This window comes from Pelagibius sp. Alg239-R121 (assembly GCF_947331435.1).
GTDB lineage: Bacteria > Pseudomonadota > Alphaproteobacteria > Kiloniellales > Kiloniellaceae > Denitrobaculum.
Window position 1 is genome coordinate 81,005 of record NZ_CAMZOF010000002.1, and the last position, 22,005, is coordinate 103,009.

Consider the following 22,005-nt stretch of genomic DNA (forward strand, 5'->3'; position numbering starts at 1 on the left):
CGGCTCTGAAGGGAATCAGAAATAGCGTGTTTACAAAAACGACAATGCGATCATTCTTGATTACAACAATCGGACTCTAGATGAGCAGCGCTGACGGCCTATTTCCACAGCCATGCTTATGACCCAAAGTAAAATGCTACCGAACGCGATTACGTCCGGCATCGACACTACCAGGCACATAACTCATGGGCGATTTGTGGGACGGTCCAAGCGGCCAAGGCAACACCGGGTTCCGAGAAACTTTATGAACCGCAATCGGCGACCAGTACGGTTTGCCCATCTTTCTCGGCGGACTCTGTGATCGCCTGCATGGCCGCTACGCCACACAGAGCCTGACGAACAGAAACGGGAAAAGCATCCCGCCCCTGGGTCGATCGCGCAAATGAGTCCAGTTCTCGTGCCAGCGTGTTTACGCTTTCGAATTGCTTCCGTCGCACTTTTTGCTTCAAAATGGAAAACTCAAGTGATTGTTGATCGGGCATTGCGGCCCAGCCCTTAGAGCCGAAGACCTGCAGACGCCAATTGCTTGCCGTCGCCATGAGCGTTGAAAGACTACCTGTCGCACCGGACGTAAACTCCAACATCACTGTCGTCGTGTCATCAATGGACGCCTTCAGGACGCGGCGCGCACTCTTCGCGGCGACTTGCTTTACAGGCCCGAAAAGACTGATCATCGCGTCCAGAACGTGAATGCCCATTGCCGCCATTCCGCCCGCCGGGTTTTCAGTTGCGGAACCACGCCACATGTCATCGGAGTAGTCATAGCCAAAGGGGCCGGAAAAATTACCTTCCACATGCATCGGCACACCAAGGTCGCCGGCGGCCAAAAGCTTTTCCATCCCAACATAGGCCGGTAGAAAACGCCGGTTAAAGCCAACGGCCAAGTCAACCCCGTGCCGCGCGCAAGTAGTGGCCACATCCAAGCCTTCTTCGAGAGTCAACGCCAGCGGCTTTTCGACGAAAACATGTTTTCCCGCCGCCGCCGCAGCCTTGATTTGCGCAACGTGTTGACTGTGCGGCGTTGCGATGACAACAGCATTAATGCTGGAATCACCCAACAAGGTTTCGAAATCGGCGCCAAGCAGCAAGCCATGTGCTTTACAAAAATCCTTGGCCTTGTCGGGTGACCGTGTGACGGCCCGGGAAAACCGCAGAGTGTTTTCGCTGTCCATCGCAGCAGCCTCTACGAGGTTCCGTCCCCATCGTCCAAGGCCCACAACTGCAGCATCAATAGTTCGAGGTGCGGTCATAGTTTTGCGCCGCCGTCGATGACGATTGCACTTCCGGTCATGAAACGGGATTCGTCGCTCGCGAGATAGACCGCAAGATCGGCGATCTCATTTGGTGTCGCCATGCGTCCGACGGGCTGTCTTTCTGCGAACATGCTACGCGCGGTGTCCGGGTCATCCATGGCTTCGATCCGGGCAGTCATTGAGGGCGTTTCCACCGCCGATGGGCAGATTGCGTTGCAGCGGATTCCCCGCGACGCATAGTCCTTTGCAATGGATTTGGTCATCCCGATGACTGCAGCCTTGGTCGCCCCATACGCAAACCTGTCGTTTGCACCGCCGATCGAAGAAATCACAGAGGCCATGTTGATGATGCTGCCAGCGCCGGCTTTAAGCATCGGACCAATCGCCGCCCGGCTCATATGGAATATCGATGTCATGTTCAAACTGACTGATCTTTCCCAGTCTTCCTCGGAACATGTTTCCAGTGAACCAACTGAAACCATACCTGCGCAATTGAACAAGGTATCGACGGTATCAATCCCGGCGAAAAAATCACCCACGTCCGCGGCATTGGTGATGTCCAGAACAACTGGCTTCAACTCGTTAACCGACGCCGCCAGCGAAACAAGCCCCTCACCGTCGCGGTCGACCGCAATGACCAGGGCACCTGCTTCGGCGAAAGCTGTTGCTGTCTGCCTCCCGATTCCAGCCGCGGCCCCCGTGACAATGCAGACCTTGTTCTTCAAACGCTGCATGCGAACCATCCAATCATCCGATAGGTCATTTGTTGAACAGGAGATCCGGCAACCACAGAGCAATCTGCGGAAACAACGTCAATAACAGAGCCCCGAGGCACATGAGTACGAAGAACGGCGCCGATGCGGCTGCCACCTTCATAATAGGCGTACCGGTCAGACCCTGAATAATGAAAAGGTTGAACCCGATGGGAGGCGTTATCTGCGCCAACTCCACCATGATCACGAGAAACACGCCAAACCAGATGGGATCAAAACCGGCTGCCAGGATCAGGGGGAGTGTGATCGGCAAGCTCATAACCGTGATGGAGATACCCTCAAGAAACATACCAAGAAGCACATAGAAAACTGCGAGTATCAGAATAAGGCCGAGGGGGGAAAGCTCCAGGCTGCTGATGGCGTTTGCGACGTCCTGCGGTAAGTGCAGAAAGCCCATTGCAGTCGACAGAAAGGCTGCGGCGATCAGAATGACGGCAATCATGCAGCTGGTGTGAACCGACGATACGAGGCTTTCGAAGAAAACGTCTTTGCTCAACTGTCTGGTCAGAAACGAAAGCAGCATGGTCGCGGTCACGCCCACGGCTGCAGCCTCGGATGGCGTCGCGATACCGCTGTAAATCGCGCCAAGAACGATAAAAATCAAAATCCCGATCGGGATCAGATCAAGCAGGCTGAAGAGCGTGTCTTTTACACTGGGCCGCTCACGATCAGCCGGCGCAACTTCCGGTTTGATCAGGCTGACCACAACAACGTAACCCGAATAAAGTCCCGCAATCATCATGCCTGGAATGACGCCTGCGGCAAAAAGGCGGGAGATGGATACCTCGGCAAGGACCCCATAAACGATCATCACGATCGATGGCGGAATAAGCAGTCCAAGACTTCCGGCACCGGCCAGCGACCCGTAAGTCAGCGACTTGGAGTAGTTGCGCTTTTCCAACTCCGTCGTGGTTATTTTTCCGACGGTCGCGGTCGTCGCGGCACTCGACCCGCTGACGGCTGCAAACAGGGCCGAACCGATAATGTTCGTGTGCAGGAGCCGGCCGGGCAGATGATAAGTGAGAGGAGAAAGGCCCCGGAACAGCCGGTCGGAAATGTCGGTCCGCAGCATGATCTCCCCCATCCAGATAAACATAGGAATGGCAGAGAGTTCCCAGGAGGTGGCGCTGCGGATGACCAAAGGTGCCATGATCGTTCCGATACGCTGCAGAGGCATATCAATCAGAAATACCAGGCCCGTCGTGCTGACCAAAAGCAACCCGGCGAAGACCCAAACGCCCAAGCCCAGGTAAAACATCACCAACAGCAACACGACGAATGCGATGAATAAGGATTCCATCGCTATTTTCCCTGGACCCGGTCCTTGGGAACTCCGTCACAGACAACGCTGCAGGCGCTGCTCAAAAGCTGGATCAGGAAGAAAACCAAACCTAGGAAAATTGCAGAATCGATAAGCCAGATCGGCGTTTCGGTCAGCGTGGGACTCACGGTTCCACGCTGGAAATCCCGCGCCAGAGTCCGCCAGATAAAACGGGCGAGAAACAGAGTAATACCGAAGGTGAGCGCAATACAGAGCAGTTCAACGGCGGCCGCCAGTTTGCCGCGGACAAATGACTGCAGAATGCTGACTCTGATGTGCTTGCGGTGTTTGAAAGTATGCGCCAAGGAAAGAAATGTCATCGCACCGATGGCATAACCGACAAACTCATCCATGGAAAAGCTTGAGGTGTCGAAAAAACTGCGCAGCACGATTTCGATGTTTACGTGGATAACGATATAGACGAGAAGCCCGGCGGACACCCACATCGCCGCGGTCGCGCTGCCGCTCGCGATCGCGTTTAACGTTCTGACAAGCATATCTGCATCTACCGATCGAAATTCCAGCGAACCGGGCGCGGATCACCGCGCCCGTTCCCTATCTATTTCAGAAACCGCGTTTAGCGCGGTATTCATCCAGAATCTGCTGGCCAACCGGCCCGACTTTTTCCAGCCAATCAGCATAGACCGGTTTTCCGGCCTCGGACAGTCCGGCCAGGAACGCTTTGGGAGCCTCCCGGATTACGGTGATCTTGTTGGCTTCCATATCCGAATAGTTCCCTGCAACTCGATCCGCCAATGCCCCCCATGCAGCTTCACTCGCGCGATCCGCCGCCGCATGCAGCGCTGCACGCTGGTCGTCAGTCAAGGCATCATAGGAATCTTTATTGACGTGAGTCATGTTCAGGGACATCGAATAATTGATAGCCGTAAAGTGGCTCAGATGTTCCCAGAACTTTGAGTTGGTTCCTCCCTCAGCCGAGGTCAGCACCGCATCGATACCGCCTGCCGCGAGCTGCGGCACGACGTCGGCCCAACTCATTTGAATCGCCGCGGCACCTGCAGACTTAAGCGTGCTCGTACCGCTTGCATCCCAGGCCCGAACCTTAACGCCCGAGAGCTCTTCCTTGGATGTCACAGGTTTTTTCGCCCAGATACCGGCGGGGGGCCAGGGCGAGGCATACAGCAAGACCTGATTATTACGAGCGAACACCGCTTCGTAGTGCGGCCGGGCGACATCCCACAACAACTTGGCATCATCGGCGGAGCCGACGAGAAACGGCAGCGAGGAAAGCAGGAAGATGGGCTCGATACCTGCGACCTGGCCCATGCTGGTATTGGCAATCGGCAAAGCGCCATCGCCGACCGCATCGAAATGCTCTTTGGATTTATATCCGATGGCGCCGCCGAAGTGATTGGTGATCTCAATCGATCCGCCAGAAGCTTCCTTGGCAGTCTCCGTAAAGATAGCCTGAGCCTGACCGTGGATGGAGGTATCGGCGTATTCGTTTGCCATATCCCATTTGACGGTCTGTGCCATGGCTGGTGCGGCAAGAACGCTCGCAGCGAACCCCGTAGCATAGATAACTGACTTCCAGTTCATTTCACACTCCCTTTCGTTATGACCCTTGTCTGTCCGCGGGTCGATTAATTGTGTCGACTAGAGGTAATTCTTCTTCAAAAACGCCGGGGAGAACTTTCCCGATTTCTGATCGCATGCGATGTCTGAAGAGGAACGTTCCGACGGCAAACCATATCCACCGGCGCCTGGTGTCTCGATCACTGCGGTCGTGTCGGGCGACAGGCGAACCTCCGCCGTCTTCGACAGTAAGCTCTCAATTTGACCGTCGTCCCGCCGCAGCTGAAACCTGCCCGGCGCACCTTCTTTGCCGCCGAAGAGACCCCAAGGCCGGTTTCTGAAACGCTCACCGACACCGTTGAACTCGCAGGTGTGACCGATGGGGCGGATTGAGCGGCGGATCCCCATCCCGCCTCTGAACCGGCCTGCACCACCGGAGTCTTCGACCAAGGCGTATTCCTCGACCCGAAGCGGATATTCGAGTTCGATGGCTTCGATTGGCAAGTTTGATGTATTGGTGATGTGTACCTGTACGCCGTCTTTCCCGTCTTTGGTGGCGCGGGCTCCCATGCCACCGCCCAGCGTTTCCAGATAAACGTATTGCTGACCGTTTCGCGGGTCGTTCCCTGCAAAAACGGCACTGGTATTGGCGCCGTTTGCTGCCGCAACCACTTGATCGGGCAATGTATCTGCCAGCGCACCTATCACGATATCAACCACACGCTGGCAGGTGTTTGCTCGAAGTGCCACGGGTGCCGGGGCGGAGCAATTGACAAAACATCCTTCCGGCGCCCTGATTTCAATGGCGTCGAAGATGCCCTGATTGTTCGGCACATCGGGGTCCAGCAGTGCCTTCAGCGAAAAGCATACCGCGGACTGCGTGGCATTGAGCTTGAGATTGAAATTGCCAGGGACCTGATCATCGGTTCCATCAAAGTCGAACAGGATTCGCTCACCCGTCTTCGTGATAACAAGGTTTATTCGAATATCGAAAGTCCCTGCACCGTCATCGTCCATGACATCTGAAAAGGCGTAACGGCCGTCCGGCAAACGCGCGATGGCGGCCTGCATGCGTTTTGTGGTCCGCGTCACGATTTCATCGAACAGCTTGGCGACATATTCTGTACCCTGCTGATCAAGCACCTCGTTAAGACGAGCGGCACCCAATTTGACTGCTGCGATTTGTGCGTTTAGATCGCCTTTTCGCTCCTCAGGCAGGCGCATGTTCAACAAGAGAAGACGCATGATATCGTCTTGAACCACCCCTCGAGCATAGAGCCGCACGATGGGGATCCTGAGCCCCTCCTTATAGATGTCATCGAGCCCGCCGGACATGGAACCGACGGCAGCGCCGCCGACATCGGCATGGTGTACGATATTGGCAACAAAGCCGACGAGTGTTTCACCGTGGAACACAGGCATTGCCAGATTGATATCTGGCAGGTGCGTACCGCCAGCGACATGCGGGTCGTTGCCAATGAAAATATCGCCCGGCGCAATGGTGTCGCCGTACTGATCCAGAATGAAACGCATCAGTCCCGACATCGAAGCGAGGTGAATCGGCAACGCGTTTTCAGCTTGAACGATCAGGCGTCCGCGCGCGTCGGCAATCGCTGTAGAATGATCGTGGCGTTCCTTGATGTTGGTCGAGAAGGCGCTGCGCATTATCGCCAGGAAGCATTCGTCGGCAATCGATTTCAGGCCGTTCCAACTAATTTCAAGCGCAATGGGATCGAGTTCAGTCGCGTTAGACATTCTTGACCTCCATAATCATGTTCAGCGCAGAGTCGATCTTGATATCTGCCCAGGGCGGGACCACCGTTGTCGCGTCGAGCTGAGTGATAATTGCAGGTCCTTGAAGGATCGTGCCTTGTGGCAGGTTCTCGCGGGCGTAGATGGGCGTATCGATCGGGCTGCCCTCCGAGAACCAGACCTCCTGAGTGGACTGCGCTTCGCCGGACCCCGCCGGTTGAGTGTTACCTGCCGCCTTCCGGCCCAAAGATGCGACAACCCGCAGGCGCAGGTTTACGATTTCAACAGGTGCTTCGCGATCGACGTGGCCGTAGGTACGTTCGTGCACTGCAAAGAAATCTTCGCGTAACTTCGCGATATCCGGAACTTCCGGCGTGCCGGTGCTTTCGGAAACTTCAACGGGTAGTTCGTAATTCTGTCCGATGTATCGCATATCGAAGGATAGGATTTGGCGGCCGTCTGCAGCATCTGCAGCTTCCAGCGCGAGCCATTTTTCGGCCTGCTGCGACAGAGAGGCTGCCGCCTTTCTAACCTGCGCGAGAGATTCACCTAGTGGCGTTCGGCATGTTGCCACGTAGTTTTCCTGCAGGTCTGATTGAATCAAGCCTTCGGCGCAGAGAATGCCGGGTGCGTAGGGCACAAGAACTCTCTTTATCCCCAAAGATCGTGCGACATCCGCAGCATGGAGCCCGCCTGCACCGCCGAAGGGCATCAGAGTGAAATCGCGTGGATCATGGCCCTTCTCGACCGAAACAGCCCTTATGGCCCGTGTCATGTTCGACGTGACGATGCCGGTAATTCCGAGCGCCGCCTTGGTCAGGGAAATACCCAGCGTCTGCGCGAGACCGGTAACCGCAGCTTCCGCCTTCGAGCGATCGACGACCAACTCGCCGCCGGCGAGTGACCTGGGCAGGCGACCCAGCAGCACATTTGCATCGGAGACCGTCGGCTTGGTACCGCCTTTGCCATAGCATGCCGGGCCGGGAACGGCACCGGCGCTTTCCGGACCAACCTTCATCAAGCCGTCGGTGCCGATATGCGCGATCGACCCGCCACCCGCGCCAACAGTGTGGATATCGACCATGGGAAGACGAATACGAAAACCGGCGATATCGCGCATGCTGGCAATGGTCGTCTTGCCGCCTTGAATCAGACAGACATCAGTGCTGGTTCCACCCATATCGAGTGTTATGACGTTCTCGATTTCCGAAGCCCCGGCCGCCGCCGCGGCGCCAACCGCACCCGCTGCAGGTCCCGATAAGGCCGTGCGCACGGGATACCGCGAGGCACGCTCCACCGACATCAAACCGCCACTAGACTGAAAGATACCGAATTTTGCTTTCGGCGCCGCGTTCGACATAGCGCCCTTCAACCGGTCCATGTAGCGGCCGACTTCAGGTTGCAGAAAGGCGTTTATCAGCGTCGTGGAAAACCTTTCGTACTCGCGGAACTCAGGCTGCACTTCGGCAGAAGTCGATACGTAAAGACCCGGCAAAGCCGCACGGATTGCGGTGGCGGCCTTCTTCTCATGTGCGCCATTCAGAAATGAGAAAAGAAAGCAAACCGCGACGCTGTCGACGGCTTCAAGCGCCTTCAACTCCCCTATTAATGTGTTCAGGGTTTCATCGGTCAACTCAGTGACGACTTGCCCCTCGGAGCCGATGCGTTCGCTGACCTCAAGGCGGTTTTCGCGTTCGGCAAGCGGTGCAGGTGCGTCAATCTGAAGGTCGTAAATAAGGGGGCGGACCTGACGGCCGATTTCCAGCAGATCACGAAAGCCCTTAGTCGTCACAACTCCGACAGTGGCGCCTTTGCGCTGCAGTAAGGCATTGGTTGCGACGGTCGTTCCATGGGCAAAGCGCTCGATGTCATCGTCAGGAATACCTGCCTTTTCCTTGAGCTCTCGCAAACCTTCGAGAACCGCGCGGGAGGGATCGTCGGGCGTCGACGGCCGTTTGTGGATGCAGGATTCACCGCTTTCGGTGTTACGCGCCGTGAAGTCCGTAAACGTTCCGCCGACATCTACGCCTATTACCCAATTCGCCATCAAGTCTCCGATGCTCCTGGCGGCAGGTCTCTGTTCTGCGCCATAGATTTTATTTTGTCATTTCAGTATCCAAAAAATATACTTAAATGACAAGTCAGGAATTTGCCGTTTACTAACACACTGCACTGGCTGTATCTTTCGGACTTCAGGAGTGGTGGGGCATGACTATAATTTCAAACGAAAGAGACGGCTTCAGGGTTACACGTGCCATACGTGAGTCGATCCTCCGCCTTGAACTGCGTCCAAGCGAAGTGCTGGATGAGGCCGAGCTGGCAACCACAATGGGTGTGTCGCGCACGCCAATCAGAGAAGCGATCATCCAGTTGATCGCGGATGGATTGGTTGTCCGAGATGGCCGTAAAGCCAAGGTTGCGCCGCTTGACTTCGACGACGTGCCGAAACTCTATGACGCACTTCTGATATCCAGCCGCATGGTCCACCGTCTCGCTGCCGAACACCGCACACGCCAGGACCTGGATTCCATCAAAGCGCAGATGCAGCAGTTCGAACGTTCGATCGTAGAGGGGAATGGTGTCCTGCGGTCCGAAGCCAACCACGCTTTTCACAAATGCATCTCAGCTGCAGGGAAAAACCGTTACTTTTCGGATTTCTACGATAATACCTTACTGAGCACCATTCGCCTGGCGCGGGCCTGCTTTGCCGATCCCAGTGAAGCGTCGGAGAACGAAGGGACAGACGTTTTAAAAAAACATCTGGAAGAAACGGCGCGGCAACACAGGCAGATTTTTCTGGCGATCGAATCCCAGGATATCGAGCAAGCGGATGGCTTGGCAGTGATCCACCACCAACTCACAAGAGATCGAATTAAGAGCGTGCTGTTCGCTCGATCAGAATCCCTGAGCGGTGAGCTCGACCTAAGTTTGGCATGAACAGCTTTGTCGAATAAACGCACGCCGGCGTCATAAATATCGGCCAGCAAACGGATCCAGCCTGCCGATCGGATCCACCTGACCAGTGCAAGGGGCGGTTTTGAGAAACCCATTCCGTCGCGCGACGGATCAATTGCGGAAGGGGGCGAAATGACACTCTAAGGAATACAACGACATCAGTTCACAATGCACCGTGCTGCTTTTCTTGATGCTAAAGGTGCTAGGTGGAGTTTTCGCGCTTACCATAGAGCATCGTGATATTGATCCGGCGGTTTTCGTAACCTTCTTCAAAGTTCAGTTCCCCTGTTTCGTGGATCAGGTCCGAATTAAACATCACCATCCGGTTTTCACGATGCGGGATCGTGTAGGGTTTTGCGCCGCTTTCAGCAATAAACGAGCGCATAGCCTGTTCATCTGCATTGTACGTTTTAAAATCCCAATTCAATGGTGCTTCCTTATCCCAGACAACCAAGCCGCCAGTCTCGGGATCTTTGTTCGCAGCCTCAGGCGTAATCCAGAAGTTGACATTAACCGCGGCAAAATCCGCATGGATAGGAATCCCGCTCAAACGGCTATCATATTTGAAAGCCCAGAGCTTCCGAAGTGTGTGATCGCCAAAAATCGCCGGGAAGGCTTTTCTGAGCTCATCGGCGATCTGTAAGAGCAACGGGCAGACAAATCCATCCTCCATGAAGGCGCCGACATAGCCCTTGGCGAAGCTATGCTTGTACCAAACTGTCGACTCGAGACAGAAGCGCCTTAGCTCCCGCAAGGCTTCTTCGGTAAGGAACCCATCGGCAAAGGTCATACCCGGAGCGTTTTTGACATAGTCGGCTTCGACCGCCGCCACGTCAAAGTTCGGATTGACAGCCGGACCACTAAGAGCCGGCACAGAAGGCCGGTGAAACAAGCGATTGAAGTATGGCGTCAGGTATTTGCGATGCTCTTCCGGGACATCGACGACTTCGCTCTTTTCTCCTGTCGCTGGCAATCCCTCAAGCACAGCACGGTAGCCATCAAGCAGCTGTTGGTACTCGGAGCTCAGCCTGTTGTGGGCGAGGAGGTACTCGAGTTGCTCGATATCGTGCTGCAGTTTACTGCGGCTTGTTTTCTGATGGCTTTCGTCCGGCGCTCTTTTCGCATCAGGTGCCCATTTAAGGGCTGTTCCCCGGTCATATGCTTTCGCTCCGAGCGCCACCTCTCCAATATCCAGATAGAGGTTACCAAGATTTCGCCAGGCCGTAGCAAAGCCCGGATCCAGCTCAACAGTTCTCTTATAGTGTTTCAAAGCCTTGTCTTGCTTGCCAACATCTTTCAAGGCCTTTGCAAGATTGTAATGACTAACTGCGTGCACATCGCTTGCCTGCACGGCCCGCTCAAAGTAAGAGACAGCCTCTTCGAGCTCACCATTTCGAGCGAGAAGACCACCGATGTTGTTCAGCAATGAAGGATCGTTCGGATTCAGCGCTAGGACGGGTTGTAACACATCTAGTGCGGTCGAAAAGTCCTCCATCTGAGCCAGAAATCCGGCAAGCGCAATGCGATAACCGTGCTGGTCCGGTTCCGATGCAATGGCAGCCTTCAGGGCTTCGATGGCGTCCTCAGTTCGACCCGTGTTGGCCAACGCTTTAGCAAGCAGCGCCTGTGCTCCTGGATAATCGGGATAGAGTGAAACCAGGATTTCTAGATGAGCGACTCCTTCATCAAGCTTGCCAAGTTCCAGTGATACAACCCCCAGCAGGTGACGGGCTGGGCCATGATTGGAATCTTGCGCAAGTATCCCTTCACACACGCCTTTTGCACCAGATCGCTTACCGGCACGATATTTTGCAAACGCCTCATTCATTCTCGGATCTGTCTTCGCCTGCTGTGTAGGCATCATTTCACCTTGGCTTTCTACTGGATTTGAAATGAGAGTCTCTCGAAACCCTCACTCCAGGTGCTGAACGAGCGAACACCTGAACTTGATCAAACACCAAACGCTAATTCTTGAGTCGCGCTTCCAACGCCGATTTGACTTCGTTCATCACTGGTCGCCAGTCGCCGCGCTCTTTTTGCCTGAACAATCGAATTGTGGGATACCATTCACTGTCCTCACCCTCAAGAAACCAGCGAAAATCTGGTATTGCACCCAATACTAACCAGGCTTCTCTGCCCAGTGCCCCAACGAGATGTGGCATCGACGTGCAAGTGGTAATGACCAAGTCCAGCTGCTCGACGACCGCCGCAGTGGTCGCGAAATCGGTCAGTTTTGGTCCGAGATCAAAAATGCGCGATCCAAACTCATTTTCCGCCAGTTGCTGCGCAGGCTTACCAACCTGAAGACTATAGAACTCGATGCCTGGCAAAGTCAGCAATGTGTCATAAGTGGAAAGCGGAAAAGACCGACGCGCGTCGGCAGGTTGATTGTCAGGGTTTCCAGCCCAGACCAGGCCCACTCTGAAAGTGGATGAATCACCAGGAAGATCTACACGATCTTTGGGGCGCGAATAGAGATATGGCGTTTTCCCGGGAATAGATTTTCGCGAGGTATTGAACACGACAGGCGCGCTCATCATAGAAAGTTGGCAGTCGAAAGCAGGTAACGGTTGGCCTCGCTCCACGACCTGATCAACGGTCTCAAGGCTGCGAAACAAGGTGACAAGCCCTGGCCGGCATTCAACAATGACACGAGCACCACGTTCGGCGATCATGTCAGCATAACGCACGAACTGAATGGCATCGCCATGGCCCTGTTCGCCATAAAACAATAGCGTTTTACCTGTTAGATCGCTCCCATCCCAGGTTGGTTTTGCGAAAACTTCAGTTCGGCGCTCAAACCCACGGCGAAACAACCGCATATCATAGTATTCCCACGCAGCCTCCAAATCTCCTTGCAGCCACAAGAGTTGAGCCAGAGCCCAATGCGCCTCCACGAATTCTGACTGAAGCTCAATGGCTGCGCGATATGCCATTTCAGCACCACTGTAGTCGGCGACTTCTTCCAGGGCTTTGCCATAATTGAATTGATACGTCGCCGATTGTGGATTTAAGGCGATGGCATGCTGGTAGTGCAGAAAAGCCTCTTTAAAGCGTCCTACTCGCGTCATGGCGTTTGCGAGATTGCTGTAACCAGAGGGCTCATGGGGCTTCAAGACCACTAGGCGTGAAAAGCAATCAATCGCAGCGTCCAATCTACCCACCGATCTATAGAGAGACGCAAGTTTAAACAGAACCGGAGGTTCGTTTGGCGCGAGCCTTAGAGTCTCATCGAGATGCATACAGGCATCATCGACTTTCTTGCCTAACAACAAAGCCTGCGCATAGGCGAGCCTTAGCTGGGGGTTATTTGGCACGCGTTTCACTACCTGATCCAGGCGCGTCAACCCCTCGACCATCTGGTTCGACTGCGTCAGGGCTAAGCCAAGATCAAACGATGCCTGCAGATTCATCGGATCTTTCTTAAGCGTTGCTCTGCAAACCGCAACGGCACGCGCCAACGCCGTATCATCTTTCTGACTCAAACTAGACTCTCTTTTTGGCAGGCAAGCCCTACTCGTCTTGGAGCTGTTTTAATGAAACTCATTGTACCCTATTTGCGCTTTATCAACGATGATGCCGCACATCCTCTTCACGACGTCTTTTGACAATATCCGCAACGGTGTTTTTGCTGATGCCAAGGTCACGTGCGATCCAGCGATAGCTTCTCCCACAGCTAGGGCCTCAATGATCTTCGGCAACAGCTTGTCTGATTTCGGTCGAGTGCTTTTCATCCGCCCCAGCGCTTTGCCACGCGCCCTCGCAGCGGCCAAACCGGATTTAACCCGTTCACTCAACATATCTCGTTCAAGTTGAGCAGTATCCATTAACAGGGTTGCCATCTTGCGTCCATGCGGTATGTCCAGCTCGAAAGTTATGCCGTTCATGGCATCAACCGAGAAATTCCAATCCGCCAACTTATGTGGTGTGTCCGGCAGATCCCGGGCTGAGCAGCCCCATCGGGAAGGTCCGGTAATTAGAACAGCGTCGATCTGGCGTGCCTGACCCAAATCGATGATAGGGTTTCGCACGGTCCAGTTTGCCTCTGTCCCAGAGACCATTTCTTCGATTACATCGATGACTTGGTAGGCGCTGCGGTCGGCAAAAGCGGTGGGTTCCACGATGAGTCGTTCGCAAGACTGATCCGAGGTCGAGACCCGGGCGTGTCGGCCGTATCGATCAAACAGTCTTTCTGATTGATTGACTCCTCGACGCCAACATGCTGCGGCCCGCAAGGATCCGCTCTTAAAAAAAAATGGAGAGGCCCATGTAGCTGTGAAATGTGCATTTAGAACCGGCCGCCACGATGAATTCCGCGACCGGACGACTGAGGGTCGACACTACCCCATGGCTGGGCTCAAACTGCTTATCGGCATCATTATCTACAGGAATATTCTTCGCCCGGGCGAAGCAGTCTTAAAGGGACAAGGTGACGGCCCCCGTTACACCGCCTGAGCTTCTGGCTCATATCTCGCCATTCGGATGGACGCAATTACGGATCACCGTAAAATACAGGTGGTCAAAAAGAAGGGGATTGTCCCTTAGGGTGTCATATCGCCCCCTCCCGTAACTGCTCCCCTTGAGGTGGCGGCCAAGATCATTATGAGTAGGGATATTCGCCTCCTAAAAACGCTCTTCTACGCCCCCTTCAGGTAGCCGAGGCACCGCCCCCTTCTTAATCGCCATCAAGCACAGAAAATCGTGCGCCAAGGTCGCGGCCGCGATTGCCGTAATCTCTGCGTGGTCATAAGCCGGCGCGACCTCCACGACGTCCATGGCAATCAACTCAAGATCGCCGAGGGACCGCAATATGGAGAGGGCTTGGGCACTGGAGAGACCGCCGGCAACAGGCGTTCCTGTCCCAGGTGCAAAGCTCGGATCCAGGCAGTCGATGTCAAACGTAAGGTAGGCTTTATGTGCTCCTACAACGCGCTTGATCTCCGCAACTGTCGCTTCAACACCTTGCTGGTGGACCCAGGGGGCATCCAAAATCGTAAAACCGAAGGTTTTGTCGTTGAAAGTACGGATGCCAATCTGAACAGAGCGCGTGGGATCCACGATTCCTTCGCGGACTGCTCTAAGAAACATCGAACCATGATCAAGCCGCTCCCCATCGTCATCCCAGGTATCGACGTGTGCATCAAAGTGGATCAACGATAGAGGACCATGCTTTTTGGCATGTGCGCGCAGCAGCGGATAGGTCACAAAGTGGTCCCCACCGAGCGTCAGCATCATAGCGCCGTTTTCGAGAATAGTATCTGCGTGAGCTTCAACCTTCTCCACGATCTGCTCGGGATAGCCGGAATCGAGAAAGCAATCACCGTAGTCGGCCACTGCAAGTTTGTCGAAGGGATCGAATCCAAACGGAAAGGACAACAATTCCGCCAATTGGACCGACGCAGCGCGCACGGCCTGCGGTCCTAAACGCGCGCCTGGCCGGAAAGTGGTCGCACAGTCAAAAGGTATACCCGAGACAACGACGTCAGCACCGGCAATATCGTGCGTGTATTTGCGCCGAAGAAACGACAAGGCTCCGCCATATGTCATTTCCACGCTGCGGCCTAAGAAATCTTCGCGCAAAAACGCACTATCGCCGAGTTGCTGAGTCATCTTGAATTCCCTCGATTAAGGCCTAACACCGCATTGATCCGATACGAGATGAATTGCATATATCGTAGGCGGGTTCCACGTTTAACCCGGTTCGGTTTTCGCTCACCGCCCCGCCGCAGTTTGAGCCCAGATAATGCGCTTCCGGCACTAACCCGTTGAGTCGCAGTGGCGCAAAATCATGGCCCGTACACGAAAAACGCCGCCCATTCGTGAGGGTTTTCGTAGGGTTTGTCGTGTTCATCCCCCATCGGGACCAGCAATGCATTCGCGACGCCAGTGTCCTCCTCCACCTCGTAGGACGAAGAGCTGGCTTCGGTTTCCGGTATCTTGCCTTTATCGCTGGCATTTAGGCGACTTGAGAAAACAGCAGCTTTGCTGGAATAGGGTAAGGCAATCATGGTCTTTCCAGCGATTTCGACGGTTCCAAACTCCTCCGCCAGGAAGCCAAACGTCACGTTCCGCAACCAGGCCTGTGCTTCACGAAGAGCCCTGGCAGGGCTGTCAAAGGCCGGGCCATCCTCTTCGAAAAGAGCTTTGTAGAATTGGCGGGACAGCAGGAACGCGGCATCATCAAATACAGGCCACAGGGTCCCAACCACGTTCGGGGCACCGGCCTGCATCAGTCCGGCAGACACGCCCAGAAACTCGTCCGGAGCCCTTTCGAGGTCCTTGAAGCCGGTTTCGCAGGCAGAAGCAAAAAAGAGGCGATTGTTTTTAAGTTCGGTTCCGCCGATAAGATCAGAAAGAGTAAGCCGTTCACCACCGACCAAAGCCAACCCCGATTGATTTGGTTCCTCCCAATCGTAGGTGCCGTGACAGGATGCATGTATGTACTTCGCTGCGCTCAATGCAGATAAAACAGCAGTTCGTGTTGCTTCTGACCCTGACAGGATACGGGTTTGACGGTCATCGAAATAACGGCGCAAAACTCCCAACTCGCTTTGCGAACCCGGCAGCGGCGAGACGTCTTTAGATTCTCGTTGCGGTTCTGCTATCGCCAGGAGGGTTTGTGCCGACTCGGCACGCTCCGAAATACGCCTCGCTGATGTAAATAGACTTTTCAGGCTGGGTGCGTAGCTGACCGACCACAAATCGCCGAAACACAATTGCTCTTTCTCTCCTACACGACCTCTCGCTGCGTGTAGCGGCATAAGCGAAAGTGTACCCGGCGGGAGAAGAACAATGTTTGCGCCTTCAACCAGCCCCAGTGAAATCAGAGCCTCATCTATCGGACCGGCAACAATTCTCCAAAGCTCCTTGGACTGAGACCCAACAGTGTCATTCCATACTTGATAGGCGCGATCTGTTGTTGCTTCACCAGCCGTTGCCCACCTCCGGACAAGCTGCAGTTCGACGCTTGAGTCTTCACCGAAGGCTTGGCGATAGCTCGGAATCCAGCCTTGGATCGAGCCGCGGCCGCTTGATCCGTTGAGAAGCTCCTCCACTTGGTTTTGCCGAAGTTCGTCAAGCCAGCAGATCGATGTACTGCATCTTTTTCCTTCGGAACCGTGAAGTAAAACAGCGGCGCCGCCAACCATTGTCGAAAAGATCACAACAAAAGTTGTATTTGCAGGCAGACTTGTTGGCATCCACTCATGGTCGAATGATGCGGTGGTCTCGGCTCCGGCATGGGCGGCAATACCAGCACGTTCAGCCACCGTGCCTGGAGGATCGATGCGCAACGATTCTGCCATGAGGCGGGCACGGCTGTGTTCTAAGGTCGCCAATGCTGCATCAACTTGTCCTAAGCGCAATTGGCTATAGGCAGCAATCGATGCCACCTCGGCAATGCGACCAAATACGTGATGCCGACCGCCGTCGGTCGTTGCTTCGCTCAACGATGTCGCTTCAATGTTCTCAATAGCCGCGGTAGAGAAGCTGACGGCCTCCTCCCATTGGTGTTTTCTAAGATGAAGATCGGCAAGTTCTACAAGCGGTTGCTGGAACTCGATCGAGGCATCGAAATGGCTCATCAGCTCATTCGCAACGACGAGATGCTTTTCAGCGGCATCCCAATGTTTGGGGAACTTGTAAGTAGCTAAATCCTTGTAAGCGACACCAAGATTATTGTTCAAGCGGGCAAAGTTTCGCGTGTCGGTCTTCAGCTCGTCGATGAGCAAGCACTCCTTTCCCAATTCGATCGCCTTCGTCAAGTCTTGGTCCCGGCGCCGGTCATAGGTGAAAAGGTGTTGATATGTCGCTGCAAGATTCAGCTTCCAAACAGCGTGCTGATGAGGAGAAACCTCCTGAGTCACCTTATTCAAGGCGGCTTCCATGTATCGCGTGGCGGCCTCGAGGTTGGCCACACGGTTCTCTTGGAGACGTTCAACGTGGGCGACACCAAGATTGAATTCGATAAAGGCCAGATCGTATTCGCTGCCATCGCCCGAAAGTGTCTCGGAAAGCGAATTGTAGAGTTCGATGGCCGTTTCAATATTATTGGAGCGACCTCCGTCAGTTTGCCAAAGCATCAGGGAGGCGAGATTCATCGTCGCGACCATCCAGGCAAGCGGTGATGTTTCCTGATCCAAGACTCGTAAGGCGGTGTGGTAGTTTTTCGCAGCCAGCCGCTGGTTTTCCGTAAGGTCTCCCTGCGTCAGCCACTGATAAACATTTCCAAGATTTATATGCGCGTGAGCCCACTGCGTTTGGGTTTCCGTTTCGTCAAACACATCCAAAGCAGATTCGTAACACTCAATAGCCTTTTGGAGATTGCGATCACGGTTTTCCAAAACTCTTTCGCTGTAGACTGTTCCCAGTTCCATCGCCGCGCTTGCACGGCGGACCGGGTTGATGCCGCTGTCGGGCAGGTCGAGCCCGCAGTTAAAAGAGTGGAGTGCGCTTTCGAGATCGCTCGACCGGTCGCCGTCGTGTCGCCGGAGAAATGCTCTCCCCTGTATCAAGTGGGTCAAAGCGCTGATCGCGGCGCTTTGACCCAGCTTTGCGAGCGTCTTCGCCTCTTCAAGATGTTCCATCGCACAACTGATCGGCGCGCTGTCTGCTGGCGACGCCTTGGAAATGTACGAAACGCTGAGCGCCACCAAGACTGGAACACGAGTGACTTCGTCAAACCGGCCGAACTGCCCGGCTTCAATCTCTTCCAAAATTCGATGGATGTGATCCTTGTCTTCTTGCGAAGCCTTCAACAGACATTTTTCTGTTTGATCGATAAGGGCTTGCTGCAGTGCGTGCGTCACTGGGCCCGAAGGCGCATCGGAGAGCAGCTGCAACGCAAATACCGAATGAATAACTTCTAAGCCCGGTGGCACCTCATCCGTATATGCCAAGTCGCTTTTGGAAAATGCGCCACCGCCGTCCTGCACAGCCGCAAAGCGTGTCGTAAGCCAGTCCATCGCCTGATGCGCAGCCGGATGATCCATATTACTCCGAATCCGGCCAAGAATATTCAGAGCGTCTTCGATAATGGGAAGGCCGCCTAAGTCACGATCAGGAAATTCAATCTCCGCCGTAATGCTCGCGCCAATAGCCTGAGCGATTGTGCATCTGCAGCGCAGCGTCGCGTTATCCCACATATGTAAGCTATCCCATTTTTCTAATGTCGGCAGAAGAACCTCGTGAAGAGCGCCAGGTGTCAATTCGAATTTCACCTGAGTCTCAGACCGGAGCCTAGCTTGAGAATAGCATGTTAGTCTGTCGTAGCCATGGGCGTTAATCTGACCACGACAGCGTTGCGGCAGCATAAACTTTGAACGGGATCACACTCTCGCTGACCAAAATCGAAATTATTATGTGTGGATAACTGCTATATCGATATCTGGCTAAGGGGTGCTTTAAATCCCACGAGCCCGAGCGGCGGCCACAACCAGACAGCGTTAGTTGTCTCCATGGGGCTTCTTTCACGACAGACACGGAAGTCGATCTCGACGACCGATTGAATTTGCGGCCTTTCGGCCACTTGAGCCGCCGGTCCTTCCGCGCTCCTCAGAGCGAGCGCTTGCATTGAGCAATCCAACTCGCCGATAATCCCGGCGAGTGACTTCAGCTCAAGGCCTTGCGGTACCCAACCGTTGTCCCGCGACGAAATAGCATCGCATGCAACAGAAATCACTCGCGTCTTTTTTGGTTAGGCTCTTGCCGGCAAGCAGAGGCTTACGAAGCCTTTTTTATTGGTTGGAAATTAGTGGTGAAAATCGAGAAGAGCTTTCCCGTTCCTGATGATTTGAAAGACAAGTTGGCGATTGAGACGGATCTCGTCCACAGCTATGTCGAGTCGGGCGAGCGCTGGGAAGCACACAAGGAGCCGCTCGTAAGTCTTGAAGCACGCCTGGAAGCCGCCCGTGTGTCCGGTTTGTTTTACCCAGGCATTAAGTCGGTGCTGCAAATCAGCAATCCGGCTATTCTTGCAGCGCAGGCCGAAATAGCCTTCGTTCATAACCTGCAGTACCGTGAAGATGGCCGACGCTCAAAGTGGCAAAGGCTGGAGCAGCCCAATCCTGGCCCCTTCCAGCTTCACGGCAGAACAAACAACTATCTTCAACGCATCATGCATGCCAGCGAGGATAAACACATCCCTAAGGCAGACTTTGCTCTGTTGGCTCACTGCTTCCAGATGCCGATCCGATGCTGGGAAGCCTCAACCTGCAGTGTGTTTGAATCCTATCTCGAGCTCGCCCGAAAAATAGACCTCTTTGCGCATGGCATCGAGTTTCTCGATTTTTTCCGGCGTAAGGGAGAGAGCCTCACTATCTCGGAAGTTCCCGAAACACCTCGATCAACTCCAGGTTTGTCGCAACCTGAACTGCGTGTCGCGCGGACACGCGTTACATTTAAGCGCGTTCGATCGAACCGGGATTTGATATTTTCCGTAGCCGTGCCGGACGACTTTGACGGCGACCCTGTTTTTGTTGTGCTGATGGAGCAGGATGAAGACGGAGTCATAACGCTTCTATCAACGGACAACCTCATCGATGGTGATTCCCGGTTTCACGAAAACGTACAGATCCCGCGGCAGGAGGTCGTCGAGCGTCGTGAATATGCGGTTGCACTGGAAACTATAGGAACCAGCAAACTCTACTGCGTTATGAGCAGGGCTGATTTGAGTCATCTACCAATCTACCGGCGCAATATCAGCGGGGGTTCGCTGGATGCATCCAGCATTGTCGCTGAGGGAGATTTAGCGCTGTTTCGAGATGAGTTGTTACAGCAAAGTCCCGAAGACTGGGCGGTTATCCGCACCGTCGTAAAAGTCGATTAGGATCGGAAGCGATCGCTCCTCCTTGTATTCCGAGAGGCTCGCTATGCCGGCTCAATTATGATGAAGAGTGTCATAATCCCCTGTCGCATTGGTTCCTCCCCGCTCCCACACCAAAATCAAGAGCTCCCGCGGTTCGTCGATAATCATCGCCGGCACGATACCGGGGATTGACGAGTGAATCCTTCACAATGTGAGGACACTGTAAGGATCGCTTACAGCTCACTCACAGTGCCGTAACTGCGTGGCGCATAGAGGCTATGTAGGGTGTTCCGGAGAGTCGGTACGCCGGCAAGGCAACGACCGAACACAGATCAGAATATCGTAAAGCAACGCGCGCTCAGTCATTCGATGAGGCGGCAATCAGATAGTAATTCGAAATCGCCCATCTCGCGCATTCGTTATTACAAAAACCTCGCCCAAAGAATGCAAGTGCAGACAGGAGTGTATTTGAAATGAACTATAAACAAGGCGTAATTTTTCCATTAATTATTGGATCTCTGCTGAGCGTTTCTAGCTTGCCAGCATCAGCAAATGTAATTGTGCTCGATTTTGAGGGAGTCGGTGATCTGGCCAGTGTTGGCGATTATTACAACGGCGGCGTCGACAGTCAGGGCAACTCAGGCGAAAACTTCGGCGTTTCTTTCTCCTCCGCTTCGCTGGCGATTAAAGATGGCGATACCAAAGGTATTCCATTGAATGGAAACTTCGCGAATGAACCGTCTCCAGATACGGTTTTGTTCTTTCTGCAAGGCAACACGGCCACACTGACTTTCGACGCAGGTTTCACAACGGGCTTTTCGTTCTTTTATACGACGCAGTTCGATACAGGCTTCGTGAATGTCTACGACGATATCGACGGAACTGGAAACCTGCTCGCAACGTTAAATCTATCGCTGAATTGGAAGGACAATGGCTGTACCGGTGATCCCACCGGCGATTTCTGTAACTGGGATCCAATTGGTGTAGCGTTTGACGGTATCGCCCGTTCAGTCGACTTTGGCGGAACGCTGAACCAAGTTGGTTTCGACGACATTACGTTCGGTTCGGCAACGCCAGGACGACCCCGAGCGACTGTTGTTCCATCCCCTGGAACGTTATCGCTGTTCTCAGTTGGCTTAATCGGACTGGCCGGCTTTGCCAGAAAACAGCGGCAGCCTGCGCAAGGGAGTCCGCTGGCCTGAGAAAATCTTCTATGATGGCTAGAGTCCGATCGTTTTGTACCGAATCAGAGAAAGACGATCAGTCTCTAGACCATCTCCCGCCTAAACAAGGGCATGCTGTTAGGCATGAAGTTCGGCCATTCGTTCTTTGCAAGTGACTGATAGAATGCAAACAGCAGCGGCTGCCAAAGCCTGATCGTTTGGGGCCGCACACAAAAGGATCCGGATTACAGCTGATGTTGTGCCGCCATTTTCAAAATACTCGCCATGATTGAAACTTGCTCATCGACAACCGGATTGTTTTCTAGTCGATCAATAAGGTCATCATGGCGGCGCCGGGCGGTGTTGGCGTGATGATACTGGCTAGGGTGCTTGCCATTGGTTGATTGCTATTCCGACTGAATATTTTGGCTTCAAAAAATCAGATGGT

15 protein-coding genes are annotated in these 22,005 nt (G+C 54.1%); 3 read left to right on the top strand and 12 right to left on the bottom strand.

Going from position 1 to position 22,005, the window contains the following annotated elements; all coding sequences use genetic code 11:
• Window positions 1-242 precede the first annotated feature (242 nt).
• The 7 genes from QMZ18_RS07645 to QMZ18_RS07675 form a co-directional block, all read right to left on the bottom strand.
• A complete protein-coding gene (locus QMZ18_RS07645; RefSeq protein ID WP_282605685.1) occupies window positions 243-1,250 on the bottom strand; it encodes a Gfo/Idh/MocA family protein in 1,008 nt (335 codons plus the stop codon).
• Window positions 1,247-1,987: an SDR family oxidoreductase gene (locus QMZ18_RS07650; protein ID WP_282605686.1), complete on the bottom strand. Its 741-nt coding sequence runs from the start codon at window positions 1,985-1,987 to the stop codon at window positions 1,247-1,249. Before QMZ18_RS07650 ends, QMZ18_RS07645 begins: the two co-directional genes overlap by 4 nt.
• Before the next feature lie 25 nt (window positions 1,988-2,012).
• Window positions 2,013-3,326: a TRAP transporter large permease gene (locus QMZ18_RS07655; RefSeq protein ID WP_282605687.1), complete on the bottom strand. Its 1,314-nt coding sequence runs from the start codon at window positions 3,324-3,326 to the stop codon at window positions 2,013-2,015.
• Between the two features lie 2 nt (window positions 3,327-3,328).
• Window positions 3,329-3,844 carry a TRAP transporter small permease subunit gene (locus QMZ18_RS07660; protein WP_282605688.1) on the bottom strand — a complete coding sequence of 172 codons (516 nt, stop codon included), beginning with the start codon at window positions 3,842-3,844 and terminating at the stop codon, window positions 3,329-3,331.
• A gap of 67 nt (window positions 3,845-3,911) precedes the next feature.
• Entirely contained in the window at window positions 3,912-4,907 is a 996-nt protein-coding gene (locus tag QMZ18_RS07665; protein ID WP_282605689.1) for a TRAP transporter substrate-binding protein, read from the bottom strand.
• Window positions 4,908-4,964: 57 nt separating this feature from the next.
• Complete coding sequence (locus QMZ18_RS07670) at window positions 4,965-6,638, bottom strand: hydantoinase B/oxoprolinase family protein (RefSeq protein WP_282605690.1); 1,674 nt, start codon at window positions 6,636-6,638, stop codon at window positions 4,965-4,967.
• Window positions 6,631-8,682 (bottom strand): hydantoinase/oxoprolinase family protein, encoded by a 2,052-nt coding sequence (locus tag QMZ18_RS07675; RefSeq protein WP_282605691.1) that lies wholly within the window; start codon window positions 8,680-8,682, stop codon window positions 6,631-6,633. Before QMZ18_RS07675 ends, QMZ18_RS07670 begins: the two co-directional genes overlap by 8 nt.
• 161 nt (window positions 8,683-8,843) lie before the next feature.
• On the opposite strand from QMZ18_RS07675, the gene QMZ18_RS07680 reads away from it, so the two are divergent.
• Window positions 8,844-9,572 carry a GntR family transcriptional regulator gene (locus QMZ18_RS07680; RefSeq protein WP_282605692.1) on the top strand — a complete coding sequence of 243 codons (729 nt, stop codon included), beginning with the start codon at window positions 8,844-8,846 and terminating at the stop codon, window positions 9,570-9,572.
• Between the two features lie 220 nt (window positions 9,573-9,792).
• Here the strand turns inward: QMZ18_RS07680 and QMZ18_RS07685 are convergent, their stop codons facing one another.
• From QMZ18_RS07685 to QMZ18_RS07710, 5 genes are all read right to left on the bottom strand, one after another.
• On the bottom strand, window positions 9,793-11,418 hold the full coding sequence (locus QMZ18_RS07685) for a tetratricopeptide repeat protein (protein ID WP_282605693.1): 1,626 nt from the start codon (window positions 11,416-11,418) through the stop codon (window positions 9,793-9,795).
• Window positions 11,419-11,554: 136 nt separating this feature from the next.
• Window positions 11,555-13,075, bottom strand: coding sequence for a tetratricopeptide repeat protein (locus tag QMZ18_RS07690; protein WP_282605694.1), 1,521 nt, complete (start codon window positions 13,073-13,075; stop codon window positions 11,555-11,557).
• Window positions 13,076-13,123: 48 nt separating this feature from the next.
• Complete coding sequence (locus QMZ18_RS37025) at window positions 13,124-13,711, bottom strand: recombinase family protein (protein WP_367575943.1); 588 nt, start codon at window positions 13,709-13,711, stop codon at window positions 13,124-13,126.
• Between the two features lie 502 nt (window positions 13,712-14,213).
• Window positions 14,214-15,200: an agmatinase gene (gene speB / locus QMZ18_RS07705; protein WP_282605695.1), complete on the bottom strand. Its 987-nt coding sequence runs from the start codon at window positions 15,198-15,200 to the stop codon at window positions 14,214-14,216.
• A gap of 176 nt (window positions 15,201-15,376) precedes the next feature.
• Window positions 15,377-18,808 carry a CHAT domain-containing protein gene (locus tag QMZ18_RS07710; RefSeq protein ID WP_282605696.1) on the bottom strand — a complete coding sequence of 1,144 codons (3,432 nt, stop codon included), beginning with the start codon at window positions 18,806-18,808 and terminating at the stop codon, window positions 15,377-15,379.
• Between the two features lie 404 nt (window positions 18,809-19,212).
• Here QMZ18_RS07710 and QMZ18_RS07715 point away from each other — a divergent pair, with 404 nt between their 5' ends.
• Complete coding sequence (locus QMZ18_RS07715; RefSeq protein ID WP_282605697.1) at window positions 19,213-20,415, top strand: hypothetical protein; 1,203 nt, start codon at window positions 19,213-19,215, stop codon at window positions 20,413-20,415.
• Window positions 20,416-20,867: 452 nt separating this feature from the next.
• Window positions 20,868-21,596: a hypothetical protein gene (locus QMZ18_RS07720; RefSeq protein WP_282605698.1), complete on the top strand. Its 729-nt coding sequence runs from the start codon at window positions 20,868-20,870 to the stop codon at window positions 21,594-21,596.
• The last annotated feature ends 409 nt before the right edge of the window (window positions 21,597-22,005 follow it).

What these genes read in the sequence shown, in the direction of transcription:
- QMZ18_RS07675 (WP_282605691.1), bottom strand. Translation starts at nt 8,682, where the DNA reads ATGGCGAATTGGGTAATAGGCGTAGATGTCGGCGGAACGTTTACGGAC.
- QMZ18_RS07645 (WP_282605685.1), bottom strand. Translation starts at nt 1,250, where the DNA reads ATGACCGCACCTCGAACTATTGATGCTGCAGTTGTGGGCCTTGGACGA.
- QMZ18_RS07660 (WP_282605688.1), bottom strand. Translation starts at nt 3,844, where the DNA reads ATGCTTGTCAGAACGTTAAACGCGATCGCGAGCGGCAGCGCGACCGCG.
- QMZ18_RS07670 (WP_282605690.1), bottom strand. Translation starts at nt 6,638, where the DNA reads ATGTCTAACGCGACTGAACTCGATCCCATTGCGCTTGAAATTAGTTGG.
- QMZ18_RS07655 (WP_282605687.1), bottom strand. Translation starts at nt 3,326, where the DNA reads ATGGAATCCTTATTCATCGCATTCGTCGTGTTGCTGTTGGTGATGTTT.
- QMZ18_RS07720 (WP_282605698.1), top strand. Translation starts at nt 20,868, where the DNA reads ATGAACTATAAACAAGGCGTAATTTTTCCATTAATTATTGGATCTCTG.
- QMZ18_RS07680 (WP_282605692.1), top strand. Translation starts at nt 8,844, where the DNA reads ATGACTATAATTTCAAACGAAAGAGACGGCTTCAGGGTTACACGTGCC.
- QMZ18_RS07665 (WP_282605689.1), bottom strand. Translation starts at nt 4,907, where the DNA reads ATGAACTGGAAGTCAGTTATCTATGCTACGGGGTTCGCTGCGAGCGTT.
- QMZ18_RS07685 (WP_282605693.1), bottom strand. Translation starts at nt 11,418, where the DNA reads ATGAATGAGGCGTTTGCAAAATATCGTGCCGGTAAGCGATCTGGTGCA.
- speB (WP_282605695.1), bottom strand. Translation starts at nt 15,200, where the DNA reads ATGACTCAGCAACTCGGCGATAGTGCGTTTTTGCGCGAAGATTTCTTA.
- QMZ18_RS07650 (WP_282605686.1), bottom strand. Translation starts at nt 1,987, where the DNA reads ATGCAGCGTTTGAAGAACAAGGTCTGCATTGTCACGGGGGCCGCGGCT.